The organism is Agromyces tropicus (assembly GCF_039531345.1).
Lineage (GTDB): Bacteria > Actinomycetota > Actinomycetes > Actinomycetales > Microbacteriaceae > Agromyces > Agromyces tropicus.
Genome location: NZ_BAAAPW010000004.1, coordinates 284,198 through 301,024, shown reverse-complemented (window position 1 = coordinate 301,024; position 16,827 = coordinate 284,198). Strand labels below are relative to the sequence as shown.

12 protein-coding genes and 1 pseudogene are annotated in these 16,827 nt (G+C 72.0%); 8 read left to right on the top strand and 5 right to left on the bottom strand.

The features are described from left to right. Positions 1 to 6: 6 nt before the first annotated feature. Together rsgA and aroA are read right to left on the bottom strand one after the other, a co-directional pair. Positions 7 to 1,044, bottom strand: a complete 1,038-nt coding sequence (gene rsgA, locus ABD230_RS13835) for a ribosome small subunit-dependent GTPase A (protein WP_344375283.1) — start codon at positions 1,042 to 1,044, stop codon at positions 7 to 9. Then, a complete protein-coding gene (aroA, locus tag ABD230_RS13830) occupies positions 1,041 to 2,411 on the bottom strand; it encodes a 3-phosphoshikimate 1-carboxyvinyltransferase (protein ID WP_344375280.1) in 1,371 nt (456 codons plus the stop codon). The genes rsgA and aroA overlap by 4 nt, the downstream gene beginning before the upstream one ends. A gap of 106 nt (positions 2,412 to 2,517) precedes the next feature. Here aroA and ABD230_RS13825 point away from each other — a divergent pair, with 106 nt between their 5' ends. The 3 genes and pseudogenes from ABD230_RS13825 to ABD230_RS13815 all read left to right on the top strand — a co-directional run. Then, positions 2,518 to 3,165 (top strand): sigma-70 family RNA polymerase sigma factor, encoded by a 648-nt coding sequence (locus tag ABD230_RS13825; protein WP_344375275.1) that lies wholly within the window; start codon positions 2,518 to 2,520, stop codon positions 3,163 to 3,165. Beyond that, the gene (locus tag ABD230_RS13820; protein ID WP_344375272.1) at positions 3,162 to 3,419 is read left to right on the top strand and encodes a zf-HC2 domain-containing protein; all 258 of its coding nucleotides are present in this window, start codon (positions 3,162 to 3,164) and stop codon (positions 3,417 to 3,419) included. Before ABD230_RS13825 ends, ABD230_RS13820 begins: the two co-directional genes overlap by 4 nt. Before the next feature lie 83 nt (positions 3,420 to 3,502). After that, a pseudogene (locus tag ABD230_RS13815) lies at positions 3,503 to 5,728 on the top strand (MMPL family transporter); the annotation flags it as partial. A 189-nt stretch (positions 5,729 to 5,917) separates the two neighbouring features. Here ABD230_RS13815 and ABD230_RS13810 read toward each other — a convergent pair. After that, complete coding sequence (locus ABD230_RS13810; protein ID WP_425546237.1) at positions 5,918 to 9,694, bottom strand: multifunctional oxoglutarate decarboxylase/oxoglutarate dehydrogenase thiamine pyrophosphate-binding subunit/dihydrolipoyllysine-residue succinyltransferase subunit; 3,777 nt, start codon at positions 9,692 to 9,694, stop codon at positions 5,918 to 5,920. Positions 9,695 to 9,941: 247 nt separating this feature from the next. Here ABD230_RS13810 and guaB1 point away from each other — a divergent pair, with 247 nt between their 5' ends. The 5 genes from guaB1 (at position 9,942) to ABD230_RS13785 (ending at position 15,043) form a co-directional block, all read left to right on the top strand. Next, a complete protein-coding gene (gene guaB1, locus ABD230_RS13805) occupies positions 9,942 to 11,381 on the top strand; it encodes a GMP reductase (RefSeq protein WP_344375267.1) in 1,440 nt (479 codons plus the stop codon). Between the two features lie 139 nt (positions 11,382 to 11,520). Further along, positions 11,521 to 12,852, top strand: coding sequence for a hemolysin family protein (locus tag ABD230_RS13800; protein WP_344375264.1), 1,332 nt, complete (start codon positions 11,521 to 11,523; stop codon positions 12,850 to 12,852). Then, the gene (locus ABD230_RS13795; RefSeq protein ID WP_344375263.1) at positions 12,849 to 13,886 is read left to right on the top strand and encodes a hemolysin family protein; all 1,038 of its coding nucleotides are present in this window, start codon (positions 12,849 to 12,851) and stop codon (positions 13,884 to 13,886) included. Before ABD230_RS13800 ends, ABD230_RS13795 begins: the two co-directional genes overlap by 4 nt. A gap of 181 nt (positions 13,887 to 14,067) precedes the next feature. Continuing rightward, positions 14,068 to 14,481 (top strand): VOC family protein, encoded by a 414-nt coding sequence (locus ABD230_RS13790; RefSeq protein ID WP_344375262.1) that lies wholly within the window; start codon positions 14,068 to 14,070, stop codon positions 14,479 to 14,481. A 139-nt stretch (positions 14,482 to 14,620) separates the two neighbouring features. Next, positions 14,621 to 15,043 carry a VOC family protein gene (locus ABD230_RS13785; protein WP_344375261.1) on the top strand — a complete coding sequence of 141 codons (423 nt, stop codon included), beginning with the start codon at positions 14,621 to 14,623 and terminating at the stop codon, positions 15,041 to 15,043. A 12-nt stretch (positions 15,044 to 15,055) separates the two neighbouring features. Here ABD230_RS13785 and ABD230_RS13780 read toward each other — a convergent pair whose 3' ends face one another. Continuing rightward, entirely contained in the window at positions 15,056 to 16,180 is a 1,125-nt protein-coding gene (locus ABD230_RS13780; RefSeq protein WP_344375260.1) for an NADH:flavin oxidoreductase/NADH oxidase, read from the bottom strand. Next, entirely contained in the window at positions 16,177 to 16,821 is a 645-nt protein-coding gene (locus tag ABD230_RS13775) for an HAD family hydrolase (protein ID WP_344375259.1), read from the bottom strand. The genes ABD230_RS13780 and ABD230_RS13775 overlap by 4 nt, the downstream gene beginning before the upstream one ends. Positions 16,822 to 16,827: the final 6 nt, after the last annotated feature.

Here is a 16,827-nt window from a genome sequence, read left to right as displayed (position 1 = left end):
CCGGGTTCAGGCGAAGGTCGCGAGCAGCCGCTGCAGGGAGTCGAGTCGCACGCGGCCGGACTCGCCGAGCTCGCCCGCGTCGACCGCCTCGATGATCGCGCAGTCGGGGGAGTCGGGCAGGTGCGTGCACCCCCGCGGGCAGTCCTCCGCGATCCGAGCGAGGTCGGCGAACGCCCCGAGGATGTTCGCGGGGTCGACGTGGCCCAGCCCGAAGGAGCGCACGCCCGGGGTGTCGATGACCCACCCCGTCCGGCCGTCGTGCTCGAGCCGGAGGGAGACGGTCGACGAGGACGTGTGCCGCCCGCGCCCGGTGACCACGTTCACGTGGCCGGTCGCGCGGTTCGCCTCGGGGACGAGCGCGTTCACGAGCGTGGACTTGCCGACACCGGAGTGGCCGACGAACACCGTCCGGTGCCCGACCAGCCGCTCGGAGATCGCGTCGAGCGGCATGTCGCCGGACCGGCTCAGGAAGACGGGCAGGTCGAGCCCGTCGAAGTTCGCGAGGAACGGGGCCGGGTCGGCGAGGTCGGTCTTCGTCACGCACACCAGCGGAGCGATGCCGGCGTCGTAGGCGGCCACGAGGTAGCGGTCGACGAGCCGCACGCGCGGCTCGGGATTCGCGGCGGCGATGACGATGAGCATCTGGTCGGCGTTCGCGACGATGATCCGTTCGACCTCGTCGGTGTCGTCGGCGCTGCGGCGGAGCAGCGTGCTGCGTTCGAGGATCCGGACGATGCGGCCGAGCGTGCCCTCGTCGCCCGTCGTGTCGCCGACGAGGTCGACCCGGTCGCCCGTCACCACGGACTTCCGACGGAGCTCGCTGGCCCGTGCGGCGACGATCTCGCGCTCGTCGGGGCCGCCCTCGTCGACGAGCACGGTGTAGCGGCCCCGGTCGACCCCCAGCACGACGCCCTCGACCGCGTCGGCATGCTCGGGACGGACCTTGGTGCGCGGGCGGCTGCCGCGACGGTTGGGGCGGATCCGGACGTCGGACTCGTCGAACTCCGGCTCGTCCTCGTCGTCGTCCGTCTCCCACCAGCTCATCCGAGCATCCGCTCCCAGAGCTCCGTGAACTGGGGGAGGGTCTTCGAGGTCGAGCCGATGTCGTCGACGACGACGCCCTCGACCGCGAGCCCGACGATGGCGCCCGTGGTGGCCATCCGGTGGTCGGCGTACGCCCGCCACTCGCCGCCGTGCAGGGGCGCGGGCTCGATCCGGAGTCCGTCCTCGAGTTCGGTCACGCGGCCGCCGAGCGTGGCGAACTCCGCCGCGAGCGCCGCGAGGCGGTCGGTCTCGTGGTGCCGGATGTGCCCGATGCCCGTGAACGTGCTCGGGCCGTCGGCGAACGCCGCGAGCGCCACCAGGTTCGGCACGAGCTCGCCCGCCTCGGAGAGGTCGAGGTCGACCCCGCGGATGCCGCGACCCCCGTCGACCGCGGCCTCGGGTGCGTGCACGGTGAGCCGATCGCCGTCGCGGGCGACGCGGGCCCCGAACCGCGGCAGGAGCTCGGCCAGCTGCGCCCCGACCTGCGTCGTCTCGGCCGGCCACCCGGAGATCGTGACCGATCCGCCGGCGACCAGCGCCGCGACGAGGAACGGGGCGGCGTTGGAGAGGTCGGGCTCGATGTCGATGTCGCGGGCGGCGATCGGGCCCGGCGCGACGCGCCAGCGGCCGACCGAGGGCTGCTCGACCTCGACGCCGCGGCGGGCGAGCGCCTCGACCGTCATCTCGATGTGCGGCAGGCTCGGCAGCCGCTCGCCGGCGTGCTCGAGGTCGAGTCCGCGCTCGAAGCGGGGCGCCGAGAGCAGCAGACCCGAGACGAACTGGCTCGAGGCCGAGGCGTCGATCGTCAGCGCGCCGCCCTCGACCCGGCCGGTGCCGTGCACGGTGAACGGCAGCGCCCAGCGCCCGTCGTCGTCGAGGTCGACGCCGACGCCGCGGAGACCCTCGATGACGCCCCGCATGGGACGGCGATAGGCCGCCTCGTCGCCGTCGAACGTGGTCGGCCCGAGCGCCAGCGCCGCCACCGGCGGCAGGAAGCGCATGACCGTGCCCGCGAGGCCGCAATCGACGGTCGTCGACCCGAGCAGCTCGTCGGCGGGCACGACGCGCAGGTCGTCGCCGAACCCGCCGGCGCCCGGCATCCGCTCGAACCCCACACCGAGTGCGCGCAGCCCCTCGACCATGAGCTCGCTGTCGCGAGACCAGAGCGGTGCCCGCAGGGTCGACGGACCGTCGGCCAGGGCGGCGAGCACGAGCTCGCGGTTCGTCAGCGACTTCGAACCGGGGATCGACAGCGCGGCGGACAGCGGGCGCGCGGCGGTCGGCGCGCGCCACCCGGCGTCCGTCTCGATGGGCCGGTCGTCGCCGTACGGATCGAACTCGGGGGCGGAATACCTCGATACCTGCATCGGTTACCAACAGTAGCGTCCGAGAGCGGGAAGGAGTCGGTGCGTGTCAGCTGCAGTACTCGAACGTCCGGTCGTCTCGGAGGCCGACGATCTAGGATGGCCCCTGATGAGCGGCGACGACACTGCGACCCCGGCCGACGACACCCGGCCCGATGACGAGACGCGCGACCTCGGTGCGCTGTTCGAGGAGCAGGCGCTGCCGTTCATCGACCAGCTCTACGCGGCCGCGCTGCGAATGACGAAGAACCCCGCCGACGCGCAGGACCTCGTCCAGGAGACGTTCGTGAAGGCGTACGCGGCATTCGCGTCGTTCAAGCAGGGCACCAACCTGAAGGCGTGGCTGTACCGCATCCTCACGAACACCTTCATCAACAGCTACCGCAAGAAGCAGCGGGAGCCGTACCAGGGCACGATCGACGAACTCGAGGACTGGCAGCTCGGCGGCGCGGAGTCGACGACGGCGTCGTCGAGCCGGTCGGCCGAGGCCGAGGCGATCGATCACCTGCCCGACTCGGCCGTCAAGGACGCGCTGCAGTCGCTTCCCGAGGACTTCCGCCTGGCGGTGTACCTCGCCGACGTCGAGGGATTCTCCTACCAGGAGATCGCCGACATGATGAACACCCCGATCGGGACCGTGATGAGCCGCCTGCACCGTGGCCGGCGCCTGCTCCGCGAGTCCCTCGCCGACTACGCGCGCGAGCGCGGCTTCGCCGCGGCGCAGCCGGCGGCCCGATCCACCAGGAGCGCGAAATGACGGACTGCGGTTGCGACAAGGCGAAGGCCGAGCTCGAGGAGTACCTGCACGACGAGCTGTGCAGTGAGGATGCTGCGGACATCCGCGAGCACGTCGAGCACTGCGAGGACTGCCGCGGCGAGCTGCGCGTGGGCGTGGCGATCACCGAGGTCGTGCAGCGGGCGTGCAAGGAGACCGCGCCGGAGGAACTGCGGACCGTGGTGCTCACGCGAATCCGCGCCATCCAGTCCGGGCACGGCGTCCTGATCGACTGACGGGCGCCGCGGCGACGGATCCTTCGTGATCCGAACTTTCGATGGACGCGCGCGGAGCACCCCCGTCCGTAGGTTCGATGACGATGAACGAGCACGTCGTCGCGAAACGTTCCGGGGGTCGCGTCCCCGTCTGGCTCCGGGCCCTGATCCCGACCGTCCTGATCCTCGTCTGGTTCGGGCTCTTCGGCGCGGGAGGCGCCGCCTTCGGAGGCCTCTCCGACGTCCAGCGCAACGACCAGGAGTCGTTCCTCCCGTCCTCCGCCGAGGCGACCGAGGCGAACGCCCTCCAGGAGGGCTTCCGCGACTCGGCGAACGTGCCCGCGATCGTGATCGTGGCGACCGAGGACGGGTCCGACCTCAGCGCCGCACAGCAGGACGACGTCGAGGCGCTCCGCGCCGACGTCCTGGAGGTCGAGGGGGTCGTCGCCGACGAGAGCTCGCCCGTCATCGCCTCCGACGACGGCGAGGCGGCCGAGTTCGTGGTCTCGATCGCCCCGTCCGAGGAGGGCGAGGGCGGACCCCGCGACACGGTCGAGGAGATCCGTGCGCTGATCGAGGCGACCCCGGTCGACGGCACGACCGCCGCCGTGACCGGTCCGGCCGGGTTCACCGCCGACCTCGCGGCGGCGTTCGCCGGCATCGACGGGCTCCTGCTGGCGGTCGCGCTGGCCGCGGTGCTCGTGATCCTGATCATCGTGTACCGGTCGCCGCTGCTGCCGCTGATCGTGCTGTTCACGAGCGTCACGGCGCTCACCGCGTCCGTCTTCACGGTCGTGCAGCTCGCGAAGGCCGACCTCCTGCTCCTCTCCGGGCAGACGCAGGGGATCCTGTTCATCCTGGTGATCGGTGCCGCGACCGACTACGCGCTGCTCTACATCGCCCGCTACCGCGAGGCGCTCGGGCAGCACGAGACGAAGTGGGATGCCACGTGGGCGGCGCTGAAGGGCGCGTGGGAGCCGATCGCCGCCTCGGCGGGCACGGTCATCGTGGGCCTGCTCATCCTGCTCGCGTCCGAGCTCAACTCGAACAAGATCCTCGGGCCGGTCGCCGCGATCGGCATCGTGTTCGCGCTGCTCGCCGCGCTGACGCTGCTCCCCGCGCTCCTGCTGTGGGCGGGGCGGGTGGCCTTCTGGCCGCGCCGAATCGCTCGCGTCGAGGTGACCGCAGACGGCGAGGCGCACGGTCGGCACGCGACGCCGGGCGCCGCCGACGAGGCCGGCGAGCGCGGCCTGTGGGGCGCCGTCGGCCGGCTCGTCTCCCGACGTCCGCGGATCGTCTGGATCGTCTCCACCGCGCTGCTCGGGGTCATGGCACTCGGCCTCGTGCGGCTCGACGCCGACGGCGTGCCCGCGAGCGAGTTCGTGCTCGGCGAATCGCAGGCGCGCGACGGGCAGGCGCTCGTCAGCGAGCACTTCCCGGGCGGCTCCGGCACGCCCGCGGTCGTCATCGGCCCCGAGGACGCGCTCCAGGACATGGCCGACGTCGCGCTCGACACGCCCGGCGTCGACTCGGTCGCCGTGCTGGCCTCCGACTCGCCCGCCGGCAGCGCGCAGGTCACCACGGACGGCATCCAGGCGTTCGGCCCGCCCGGGACGCCGGCGCCCGAGCCGACCGTCGTCGACGGCCTCGTGCTCCTGCAGGCGACGCTCCAGGACCCGTCCGACTCCGCCGAGGCCGAGGCGACGGTCGTCGACCTCCGCGAGCGGCTCGACGCCGTCGGCGACGACGTGCTCGTCGGCGGGCCGACCGCGGTCGCGCTCGACACGAACGAGGCCGCGCTCGCCGACCAGCGCCTCATCATCCCGCTGGTGCTCGCGGCGATCCTCGTGATCCTGATGCTGCTGCTCCGCGCGGTGGTGGCGCCGCTCATCCTCATCGCGAGCGTCGTGCTGTCGTTCGCCGCGGCGCTCGGCGTCTCCGCGCTCGTCTTCGAGTTCGGGTTCGGGTTCCCGGGCGCGGACCCGTCGGTCCCGCTGTTCGGGTTCGTGTTCCTCGTGGCGCTCGGTGTCGACTACAACATCTTCCTCATGACCCGCGTCCGGGAGGAGTCGGCGGCGCACGGCACGCGCGAGGGCATCCTGCGCGGACTCCGGCTCACCGGCGGCGTGATCACGTCGGCGGGACTCGTGCTCGCGGCGACGTTCGCAGCGCTGGGCGTGCTGCCGATCCTGTTCCTCGCGCAGATCTCGTTCATCGTCGCGTTCGGCGTGCTGCTCGACACCTTCCTCGTGCGCACGCTGCTCGTCCCCGCCGTCTCGTACGACATCGGCCGTGCGATCTGGTGGCCGAGCCGGCTCGCGCGCGAGGAGCGCCGCCACGGCGTGCAACGTCGGCGGGACTCGTGCTCGCGGCGACGTTCGCAGCGCTGGGCGTGCTGCCGATCCTGTTCCTCGCGCAGATCTCGGCGGCGATCGCCATCCGTCGCTACCTGCGCGTCTGAGCCGCGCCGCCCCGGGGGGGGCCGCCGCCCGTCTCGACGTGGAGGACGCCGTCCGCGACTACGTCAGCGCGCGCTTGACCAGGTCGGCCTGCTCGGCGGCGTGGCGCTTCGCGGAGCCCGTCGCGGGCGAGGCCGCGGCCGCGCGGGCGACCAGGCGCACCTCGCGCGGACCGAGCTTGTTGGTCTCGATCACGAAGAACGGCCAGGCTCCCTGGTTCTCGGGCTCGTCCTGCGCCCACACGAACTCGGCGTTCGGGTAGGAGTCCGCGATCTGCTTCAGCTCGGCACCGGGCAGCGGGTAGTACTGCTCGAGCCGGACGAGGGCGACCTCGGGGTTCGGGTTCTTCTCGAGTTCCGCGAGCAGGTCGTAGTAGAGCTTGCCGGCCATGAACACGACGCGCTTGACCGCGGCCTTGTCGGTGATGCGGGCGTCGTCGATGACCGGCTCGAACCGGCCCTGGGTGAAGTCGTCGACCTCGCTCGTCGCCCCGCGCAGGCGCAGCATCGCCTTCGGCGTGAACACGACGAGCGGACGGCGCGGGCGCTGGTAGGCCTGGCGGCGGAGCAGGTGGAAGTACGACGCGGGCGTCGACGGGCGTGCCACGGTCATGTTGTTCTCGGCGCACATCTGCAGGTAGCGCTCGATGCGGGCGCTCGAGTGGTCGGGGCCCTGGCCCTCGTAGCCGTGGGGGAGCAGCAGCACGACGCTCGAGCGCTGGCCCCACTTCTGCTCGGCCGACGAGATGAACTCGTCGATGATCGTCTGGGCGCCGTTGGCGAAGTCGCCGAACTGGGCCTCCCACATGACGAGTGCGTCGGCGCGCTCCACCGAGTAGCCGTACTCGAAGCCCATCGCGGCGTACTCGCTGAGCAGCGAGTCGTAGATCCAGAACCGCGCCTGCTGGTCGCCGAGGTACTGCAGCGGCAGCCACTCCTGGCCGTTCGTACGGTCGTGGAGCACCGCGTGCCGCTGCACGAAGGTGCCGCGGCGGGCGTCCTGGCCGACGAGGCGCACCGGCGTGCCCTCGAGCAGCAGCGAACCGAGCGCGAGCAGCTCGCCGAAGCCCCAGTCGACCTTGCCGTTGCGGCTCATGTCCTGGCGCTTGGCGAGGAGCTGCTGGATCTTCGGGTGGACCGTGAAGCCCTCGGGCTTGTTGATGAAGGCGTCGCCGATCGCGTGCACGACCTCCGTCGACACGCCGGTCGTCTCGAGCTCGCCCGACGCGGGCTCGGCCTCGGCGGGCTGCGCGCCCACGATCGGGATGGAGCCGGTCTGCGCGGCGTGCGTCTCGGCGAAGGCCCGCTCGAGGCGGTCCTGGAAGTCGCGGTGCGCCTCCTCGTACTCCTCCTGCGTGATGTCGCCACGACCGACGAGCGCCTCGGTGTAGAGCTTGCGGACCGAGCGCTTCGCCTCGATGAGGTTGTACATGAGCGGCTGCGTCATCGACGGGTCGTCGCCCTCGTTGTGGCCGCGGCGGCGGTAGCAGACGAGGTCGACCACGACGTCGCGCTTGAACTCCTGGCGGTACCGGAACGCGAGCTCCGCGACCCGGACGACGGCCTCGGGGTCGTCGCCGTTCACGTGGAAGATCGGGGCCTGGATGGCCTTGGCGACATCCGTCGAGTAGATCGAGGAGCGGGCGTCGCCCGGCACGGTCGTGAAGCCGACCTGGTTGTTGACGACCAGGTGCACGGTGCCGCCCGTGCGGTACGCGCGCAGCTGCGACATCTGCATCGTCTCGACGACGACGCCCTGGCCGGCCATGGCCGCGTCGCCGTGGATCAGGATCGGCAGCACCGGGTAGGTGCCGACCGGCTTGCGGTCCTGCTTCGCGCGGACGATGCCCTCGAGCACGCCGTCGACGGCCTCGAGGTGCGACGGGTTCGCCGCGAGCGACACCGGGACCTGCTGGCCGTCGTCCGCGGTGAACGTGCCCTCGGTGCCGAGGTGGTACTTCACGTCGCCCGAGCCCGAGAAGGACTTGGACTCCTGCGTGCCCTCGAACTCGCGGAACACCTGGCCGTACGTCTTGCCGGCGATGTTGGTGAGCACGTTGAGGCGGCCGCGGTGCGCCATGCCGATGGCGACTTCGTCGAGGCCCTCCTTCGCGGCGCCCTGCAGCACCTCGTCGAGCAGCGGGATCATCGACTCGCCGCCCTCGAGGCTGAAGCGCTTCTGGCCGACGTACTTCGTCTGCAGGAAGGTCTCGAACGCCTCGGCCTCGTTGAGCTTGCCGAGGATGCGCATCTGCTCGTCGTGCGTGGGCTTCTCGTACTTGCGCTCGACCTGCTGCTGGATCCAGCGGCGCTGCACCGGGTCCTGGATGTGCATGTACTCGATGCCGATCGTGCGGCAGTACGAGTCGCGGAGGACGCCGAGGATGTCGCGGAGGAGCGCCGTGCGCTTGTCGCCGAAGCCGCCGGTGACGAACTCGCGGTCGAGGTCCCAGAAGGTCAGGCCGTGGCTCTCGATGTCGAGGTCCGGGTGGGAGCGCTGGACGTACTCGAGCGGGTCGGTGTCGGCCATCATGTGGCCGCGGACGCGGAAGGAGTTGATGAGCTCCTGCACGCGGGCGGTCTTGTCGATCGCGCTGGCGATGTCGACCGAGATGTCCTGGTTCCACTTGATCGGCTCGTACGGCAGGCGGAGCGCCGCGAAGAGGTCCTGGTAGAAGTTGCGGTCGCCGATGAGCAGCTCGTGCACCTTCTTGAGGAACTCGCCCGAGCCGGCGCCCTGGATGACGCGGTGGTCGTAGGTCGAGGTCAGCGTGATCGTCTTGCCGATCGCGAGGTTCGCGAGCGTCTTCTCGCTCGCGCCCTGGAACTCGGCCGGGTACTCGAGCGCTCCGGCGCCGATGATGCAGCCCTGCCCCTTCATGAGGCGGGGCACCGAGTGCACGGTGCCGATGCCGCCGGGGTTGGTGAGCGAGATCGTCGCGCCCTTGAAGTCGTCGGCGGTGAGCTTGTTGCCGCGGGCGCGCCGGACGAGGTCCTCGTACGCGGCGAGGTACTCGTTGAAGGTCATGGTCTCGGCGCGCTTGATGGCGGGCACGAGCAGCGCGCGGGAGCCGTCGGGCTTGGGCACGTCGATGGCGATGCCGAGGCCGATGTGCGCCGGCTTCACGAGGGAGGGCTTGCCGTCGACCTCGGAGTAGTAGACGTTCTGGCTCGGGAACTCCTTGAGCGCCTGGATGAGCGCCCAGCCGATCAGGTGCGTGAACGACACCTTGCCGCCGCGCGTGCGGCGGAGGTGGTTGTTGATCACGATCCGGTTGTCGATCATGAGCTTCGCGGGCACGGTCCGCACGCTCGTCGCCGTGGGCACGGCGAGCGACGCGTCCATGTTCGCCGCGAGGGTCTTCGGGAGGCCCTTGAGCGGGACGATCTCGTCCTCGCGCTCGCCGGCGTCGACCTGCTGCTGGGGGCTCGTCACCGGGACGTCGGCCGGCACGGGCGTGGTGCGCGGGGCGACCGAGGTCGTGCGGGCGGCGGGCGCCTGGCCGATGACCGCGTTCGGCGCGGTGGCGGGGCTGGGGGCGGATGCCGTGCCCTCGTCGGTGGGGGCGGCGGCCTCGGACTGCCGGGCGGTCGGCGCCTCGGCGGCCGGGGCGGGCGACGAGCCGTCGGTCGGCGCCTGGGCGGCGGCCTCGGCGGCGGCCCGGTGCACGTCGGCCTCGTCGGGCATCGATGCGGGCGCCTCGGCGGCGGGCGCCTCGCCCGTCCGCACCTGCCGGTAGTGCTCGAGCACCTCGCGCCACGTCTCGTCGACGGAACTGGGGTCGGCGAGGAACCGCTCGTACATCTCGTCCACGAGCCATTCGTTGGCTCCGAACATCGCCGACGTCGTCTCGTCGGACCCCGACCCGGTCAATTGGCTCGACACAGCCTTTCGCCCACTCTCTCCATTGATTGGAAATCTCACCTGGTGGCGTGGCGCGCGCAGCACGTCGCGGAACGCCTTCACAAGCCTAAACCCCTTCCGGAGCGCTCCAGCACCGGGCACCGGACGCGGAGCGGGATCGCAGCAACCTCCCAGCGCCCGGCCCGGGCCGACGCTCCCGCTCGCGGCCTACGCTGAGGGCATGGAGTTCTATCGCACGACGCCGCGGCACGACCTCACGTACTCCGACGTCTTCCTCGTGCCGAGCCGATCCGGCGTGACGAGCCGGTTGGACGTGTCGCTCGCCCCCGACGACGGGTCCGGCGCGAGCATCCCCGTCGTCTCGGCGAACATGAACTCGGTGACCGGCCCGCGGCTCGCCGCGACGCTCGCGCGCCGCGGCGGCATCGGCGTGCTGCCGCAGGACCTCCCGCTCCAGGAGCTCGACGACGCGATCCGGTGGGTCAACTCCCGGCCCTCGCGCTTCGACGTGCCGCACGCCTTCCCGGCCGACCGCACCGTCGCCGACGCGCTCGAGGTGCTGCCGGCCGTCGAGGGGCACGGGATCGTCCTGCACGACGACGACGGCGCCTACGCCGGGACCATCCCCGCGACGCGCCTCGCCACGGCCCTGCCGGACGCCCGGCTCGGCGACCTCGTGCACGGCGCCATCCCGTCGCTCGACGCGGACGACGTCGACACGCCGCGGCGCGCCTTCGACCTCATGGTCGACGCGGACATCGACTTCGCGCCGGTGCTCGAGCACGGCCGCGTCATCGGCACGCTCAGCCGCCGCAGCGCCCTGCGCGGCACGGTCTCCGAGCCGAACACGGATGCCGCGGGCCGGCTCCGGGTCGCGGCCGCGGTCGGCATCAACGGCGACGTCGGCTCCAAGGCCCGCGCGCTCGCGGCGGCCGGGGTCGACATGCTCGTGGTCGATACGGCGCACGGGCACCAGGAGGGCATGATCCGGGCGGTGCGGGCCGTGCGGGAGGCCGGTCTCGGCATCCCGATCGTCGCCGGGAACATCGTCACGGCCGACGCGGTCGCCGACCTCGTCGAGGCGGGCGCCGACGTGCTCAAGGTCGGCGTGGGCCCGGGTGCGATGTGCACGACCCGCATGATGACCGCCGTCGGCCGTCCGCAGTTCTCCGCCGTGCTCGAGACCGCCGAGGCGGCACGCGAGCTCGGCGCGACCGTGTGGGCCGACGGGGGCGTCCGGTACCCGCGCGACGTGGCCCTCGCGCTCGCGGCGGGCGCGGCATCCGTCATGATCGGCTCGTGGTTCGCCGGCACGATCGAGGCGCCGGGCACGCTGCGGCGCGACGCCGACGGGCGCGTGTACAAGGAGAGCTGGGGGATGGCGTCGACGAAGGCGGTCAAGGAGCGGTTCGGCCGGCTGTCGGCGTACGAGCTCGCCCGCAAGGAGCTGTTCGCCGAGGGCATCTCGTCGTCGGCGATCTACCTCGACCCGCTGCGCCCCTCGCTCGAGGACCTGCTCGACATGATCACGTCGGGCGTGCGCAGCTCCTTCACCTACGCCGGTGCGCGCAACCTGCCGGAGTTCCGCGAGCGCGCGCTCGTGGGCATCCAGTCGGCCGCCGGCTACGAGGAGGGCAAGGCGCTGCCGGTGAGCTGGTAGCCCGCACGTCACCCGGCCGTGTGACGGCCGGGTCACGGCTCGGGGAGCGCGGATATACTTGGCCGCACAATGGACGACCCTCCCTCTGCGACCTCGCCCGGCCATAGACCCTCGCCCGTGACCGAACGGGGAGGTGCGGATGTCTGAGTGGCTGCTCCTCGGCATCGGATTCCTCCTCACGATCGGCACGGGCCTGTTCGTCGCGAGCGAGTTCGCGCTCGTGAACCTCGACCGCGCCGACCTCGAGGCGCGGCGCGCGAAGGGCGAGACCCGGCTCGGGCTCACCATCGAGGGCCTCAAGATCACCTCGACGCACCTCTCGAGCGCCCAGCTGGGCATCACCCTCACGACGCTGCTCACCGGCTACACCATGGAGCCGGCGATCTCGTCGCTGCTCGCGGGCCCGCTGGCGGCCGTCGGCGTGCCGCAGGCGCTCGTGCGCCCGGTCGGCGCGATCACCGCGGTCGTCGTCGCGACGCTGCTGTCGATGATCATCGGCGAGCTCGTGCCGAAGAACTTCGCGCTGGCGCTGCCGCGTCAGACCGCCAAGGTCGTCATGCCGTTCCAGACGGCGTTCACGTGGCTGTTCCGCCCGGCGATCGTGGTCCTGAACGGCAGCGCGAACCGCCTGCTCCACCTCGTCGGCATCGAGCCCAAGGAGGAGCTCTCGGGCGCGCGGTCGGCCGAGGAGCTCTCGAGCCTCGTGCGGCGCTCGGCCAGCGCGGGCCTGCTCGAACAGGACACCGCGACCCTCCTCGGCCGCACGCTCCGCTTCTCCGAGCACGACGCGTCGGACGTCATGACGCCGCGGCCGCGCCTCGCCGCGGTGCAGCGCACCGAGTCGGCCGAGGCCGTGCTCGAGCTCGCGCGCCAGACGGGCTACTCGCGCTTCCCCGTGTACGACGAGGACCTCGACGACGTCGTCGGCCTCGTGCACGTCAAGCAGGCGGTCGCCGTGCCCCGCGAGAAGCGCGAGGTCGTGCCCGCGTCGGCGCTCCAGACCGAGGCGCTCCGCGTGCCCGAGACCATGAAGCTCGACGCGCTGCTCGGCGAGCTTCGCGGGCGCGGGTACCAGATGGCCGTCGTGGTCGACGAGTACGGCGGCACCGCGGGCGTCGCGACGCTCGAGGACCTGGTCGAGGAGCTCGTCGGCGAGGTCGCCGACGAGCACGACCGGACGCGTGCGGGGGTCGTGCGCCGCGGCGAGTTCGTGAGTTTCCCCGGCATCCTGCGACCCGACGAGCTGCTGGACCGCACAGGCATCCGCGTGCCCGAGGACGGCGCCTACGAGACGGTCGCGGGCTACGTCATGGCCACGCTCGGCCGCATGCCGATCATCGGCGACGAGGTCGACGTGGAGGGCGGCACGTTCCGCGTGCAGCGTCTCGACGGCCGGCGCATCGACCGCATCCAGTTCTCGCCCGCGACCGTGCCGACGCGGGCCGACACCGTGACGGAGGTGGAGCGATGAGCGACTGGGCCGGCCTCGCGTGGCTGTTCGTGCTGCTGCTCGGCAACGCCTTCTTCGTCGGCGCCGAGTTCGCCGTGATCTCGGCGCGGCGGTCGCAGATCGAGCCGCTCGCCGAGGAGGGGCGCCGCAGCGCGAAGACCGCGCTGTGGGCCATGGAGCACGCGACGCTCATGCTGGCGATGAGCCAGCTGGGCATCACGATCTGCTCGCTGCTGATCCTGGCGGTCTCGGAACCCGCGATCCACCACCTCCTGGAGGTGCCGCTCGGGCTCACGGGCTGGTCGGAGCAGGCGGTGTCGACGATCGCGTTCGTGATCGCGCTCGTGCTCGTGTCGTACCTGCACGTCGTCCTCGGCGAGATGGTGCCGAAGAACCTGTCGTTCTCCCTGCCGGACCGGGCCGTGCTGCTGCTCGCGCCGCCGCTGGTGTTCACGGCGCGCGTCTTCCGCCCGGTGATCGTCGCGCTGAACGCGACCGCGAACGGCGTGCTCCGCCTCTTCGGCGTGGAGCCGAAGAACGAGGCGACGTCGACGTTCACGCTCGAGGAGGTGCAGACGATCGTCGACCAGTCCCGTCGCGAGGGCGTCCTGCAGGACGCGAGCGGCACGTTGACGGCGGCGTTCGAGTTCACGACGAAGCGCGTGCACGACGTCGCGGTGCCGATGTCGGAGCTGGTGTGCCTGCCGGCGGATGCCACGCCGGGCGACGTGGAGCGTGCGGTCGCTCGCCGCGGCTTCTCGCGGTACGTCCTCGCGGGCGCCGAGCGCGAGCCCGTCGGGTACGTGCACCTGAAGGACGTCATCGACCTCGACGACGACGAGTTCGACGACCCGATCCCCGCCAAGCGCGTGCGCCGGCTCGTCTCGATCTTCGACGGCACCGACCTCGAGGACGCGCTCGCGAGCATGCGTCGGCTGGGCACGCACGTGGCACGGGCCTTCGACGAGCAGGGCCGGACGACGGGCGTCATCTTCCTCGAGGACATCATCGAGGAGCTGGTCGGCGAGGTGCAGGACGCGACCCGCCGGGGGTGAGGCGGCGCCGCCTCGAGCGGCGTAGACTCCAGTGGTCACCGAAGGTGAGGATCGCTCGGTTCCGGGCGTCCGGCCTCGACCGCCGCCCAGGGCGCGGGCTCCCCGCCGCGATGGCGCATCGACGTGCGCCGACCGGCGCACGCGTGACGGGAGATCGGGGAACATGATGACGGACATCCTGATGACCATGGCCACCCTGCCGGCGGCCGACCTCGCGAGGGCGCGGGCCTTCTGGCACGACGCGTTCGGGCTGGACCCGATGGACTCGCGGGACGGCGCCGACTTCTACGTCATGGCCGGCACGACCGTGCTCGTCTACGAGACCGAGTTCGCGGGGACGGCGAAGAACACGGCGCTCTCGCTGCTGACCGAGCACCTCGACCACGACATGACCGAACTGCGGACGCACGGCGTGACGTTCCACGACTACGACCTGCCCGGCCTGAAGACCGTGGACGGCGTCGCCGACCTGGACGAGATGCGCACCGCCTGGTTCGACGACACCGAGGGCAACATCATCGCGCTGAGCGAGCCCGCGTCGGCCGAGATGATCGAACGCGTGCGGGCTATCCGCAGCGGTGCGGCGCCGGCGTGACCGTGCGGGAGGGGGAGAGGGCGCCCGCGGCCGGTCGACTACCGGCCGGGACCGGTTCCTGATGCCACCCGGAGAGGGTGGGGCGGCGCCGCAGGGCGCGGCGTAGACTCGCCGCAATCCGAGAATACGAGGTGAACTCATGTTTGAGAACTCCCTTGCGAGCGGCGTCCTCCCGGCCTCCGACTTCGAGCGGGCGCAGCGCTTCTGGCACGACGTCTTCGGGCTCGATCCGGTGCGCACCGACGTCGGCGGCGCGATGTACGTGATCGGCTCCGTCCCGGTGCTCGTCTACCCGTCGGAGTTCGCCGGCACGAACCGGGCGACCGCCTTCTCGATCATGACCGACGACCTGGATCGCGACATGGCCGTGCTCCGGGAGAAGGGCGTGACGTTCCTCGAGTACGACCTGGAGGAGTTCAAGACGGTCGACGGCGTCGTCGACATGGAGGGGGAGCGCGGAGCCTGGTTCGAGGACAGCGAGGGCAACATCATCGCGATCGCGCAGCCGAACGAGGGGATGCTCGCCGAGGCGCGCTCGATGCTCGCCGCGGCCGGCGGCTGACCGCTCCGACCGTCACCACTCGCCGTCGTTGAGGTCCGGCCTCGCCCGGACGTACTGCGGCGGCCACATCGACGTGTCCGCGCCGAGGTCGTGCGCCGCCCGGATCGCGAAGTGCGGGTCCCGCATCATCGCCTTGCCGAACATGACGGCGTCGGCCGCGCCGGACGCGACGAGCGCCTCGGCCTGCGCTGGCGTCGTGATGCGGCCGACGGCCGAGACCGACACCCCGGCCCGGTCGCCCACGAACTCGGCGTGCGCCGCCTGGTAGGCCGGGCCGACCGGGATGCGCACGTCGCGCAGGAGTCCGCCCGTGGAGATGTCGAAGAAGTCGGCTCCGTGCTCGACCGCGCGCTCGGCGACGAGCGAGGTCTGCTCCTCGTCCCAGCCGCCCGGCGCCCAGTCGGTCGCCGAGAACCGGACGAAGAGCGGCATCCGCTCGCCGATCTCGGCGCGCACCGCGCGCACCACCTCGAGCAGGAGCCGGGACCGCCCCTCGAGGTCGCCGCCCCAGCGGTCGTCACGCACGTTCGACAGCGGGGAGAGGAACTGGTGCAGCAGGTAGCCGTGCGCCGCGTGGACCTCGACGAGGTCGAACCCGGCCGCGACCGCGCGCCGCGCCGCAGCGCGGAAGTCGTCGATGACGGCGAGGATGCCGTCCTCGTCGAGGGCGACGGGCTCGCGGAGGCCGTCGAAGGCGATCGCCGACGGCGCGAGCGTCGTCCATCCGCCCTCGTCGAGCGGCTGCGAGCCGGAGCGTCGGAGGAACTCCGGCCAGACCGATGCCTTGCGGCCCGCATGGGCGAGCTGGATGCCGGAGGCCGCGCCCTGCGTGCGGAGGAACCGCGTGACCCGCGCCCACGCGTCGGCCTGGGCGTCGTTCCACAGTCCCGTGTCGTGGTCGGAGATGCGACCCTCCGGGCTCACCGCCGTCGCCTCCGCGATCACGAGTCCCGCGCCGCCCGCGGCCATCGACCCGAGGTGGACGAGATGCCAGTCGGTCGGGACGCCGTCGCGCGCCGTCACCGAGTACTGGCACAGCGGCGGCACCCAGACGCGGTTGCGGATCTCGAGGTCGCGGATCGTGATCGGCCGGAACAGCGCGGGGCCCTCGCCCCGCATCGCCTCCTCGGGGCTCATGCGGCGAGGGCCCTGAGCCAGGCCTCGAGGCCGGCGGCATCCTCGAACACGTGGCCGGCACCGCCGACCGCGACGGCGCCGTCGACGTTGACCGCCTTGTTGTCGACGAAGAGCAGGTCCTCGGGTCCGATGCCGAGCTCGCGCATCACGTGCTCGAAGATCTCGGCCTCCGGCTTGACTGCGTGCAGCTCCCCGCTGACGAAGACGGCCTCGAAGAGCGGGGCGAAGGAGCCGTGGCGCAGCCAGCCGCCGAAGTCCGGCCCGGCGTTCGAGAGGAGCGCGAGCCGCGTCCCGCCGCTGCGCAGGGCGTGCAGCACGGCGAGCGTGCCGGGATCGACGCTCAGCCAGCTGCGGTGGTCGATCGCCCAGAGCTCGTGCACGTCGAGGTCGGACCACGTCGCCCCGATCTCGTCGGCGACGAGCGACCAGTAGTCGGCGATCGGCAGCGTGCCGCGGTCGAGCTCGTCGCGGTGCGCCCAGTACGCCGCCCAGAACGCCTCGGCGTCGGGGGCCGCGACCCCTGCGCGCGCGAGCAGCGCCGCCCGGTCGTCGGCCGACGGCGCACGCGAGATGACCTCGCCGTAGTCGAAGACCACGACGCGTGGAGACAGGGCGATCGGCGCGGGAATGGTCGCGGGCATGCCCAT

Bases quoted from the DNA above. Each gene is read 5' to 3' on its own strand.
- rsgA (WP_344375283.1), bottom strand. From the start codon at position 1,044: ATGAGCTGGTGGGAGACGGACGACGACGAGGACGAGCCGGAGTTCGAC.
- aroA (WP_344375280.1), bottom strand. From the start codon at position 2,411: ATGCAGGTATCGAGGTATTCCGCCCCCGAGTTCGATCCGTACGGCGAC.
- ABD230_RS13825 (WP_344375275.1), top strand. From the start codon at position 2,518: ATGAGCGGCGACGACACTGCGACCCCGGCCGACGACACCCGGCCCGAT.
- ABD230_RS13820 (WP_344375272.1), top strand. From the start codon at position 3,162: ATGACGGACTGCGGTTGCGACAAGGCGAAGGCCGAGCTCGAGGAGTAC.
- ABD230_RS13810 (WP_425546237.1), bottom strand. From the start codon at position 9,694: ATGTTCGGAGCCAACGAATGGCTCGTGGACGAGATGTACGAGCGGTTC.
- guaB1 (WP_344375267.1), top strand. From the start codon at position 9,942: ATGGAGTTCTATCGCACGACGCCGCGGCACGACCTCACGTACTCCGAC.
- ABD230_RS13800 (WP_344375264.1), top strand. From the start codon at position 11,521: ATGTCTGAGTGGCTGCTCCTCGGCATCGGATTCCTCCTCACGATCGGC.
- ABD230_RS13795 (WP_344375263.1), top strand. From the start codon at position 12,849: ATGAGCGACTGGGCCGGCCTCGCGTGGCTGTTCGTGCTGCTGCTCGGC.
- ABD230_RS13790 (WP_344375262.1), top strand. From the start codon at position 14,068: ATGACCATGGCCACCCTGCCGGCGGCCGACCTCGCGAGGGCGCGGGCC.
- ABD230_RS13785 (WP_344375261.1), top strand. From the start codon at position 14,621: ATGTTTGAGAACTCCCTTGCGAGCGGCGTCCTCCCGGCCTCCGACTTC.
- ABD230_RS13780 (WP_344375260.1), bottom strand. From the start codon at position 16,180: ATGAGCCCCGAGGAGGCGATGCGGGGCGAGGGCCCCGCGCTGTTCCGG.
- ABD230_RS13775 (WP_344375259.1), bottom strand. From the start codon at position 16,821: ATGCCCGCGACCATTCCCGCGCCGATCGCCCTGTCTCCACGCGTCGTG.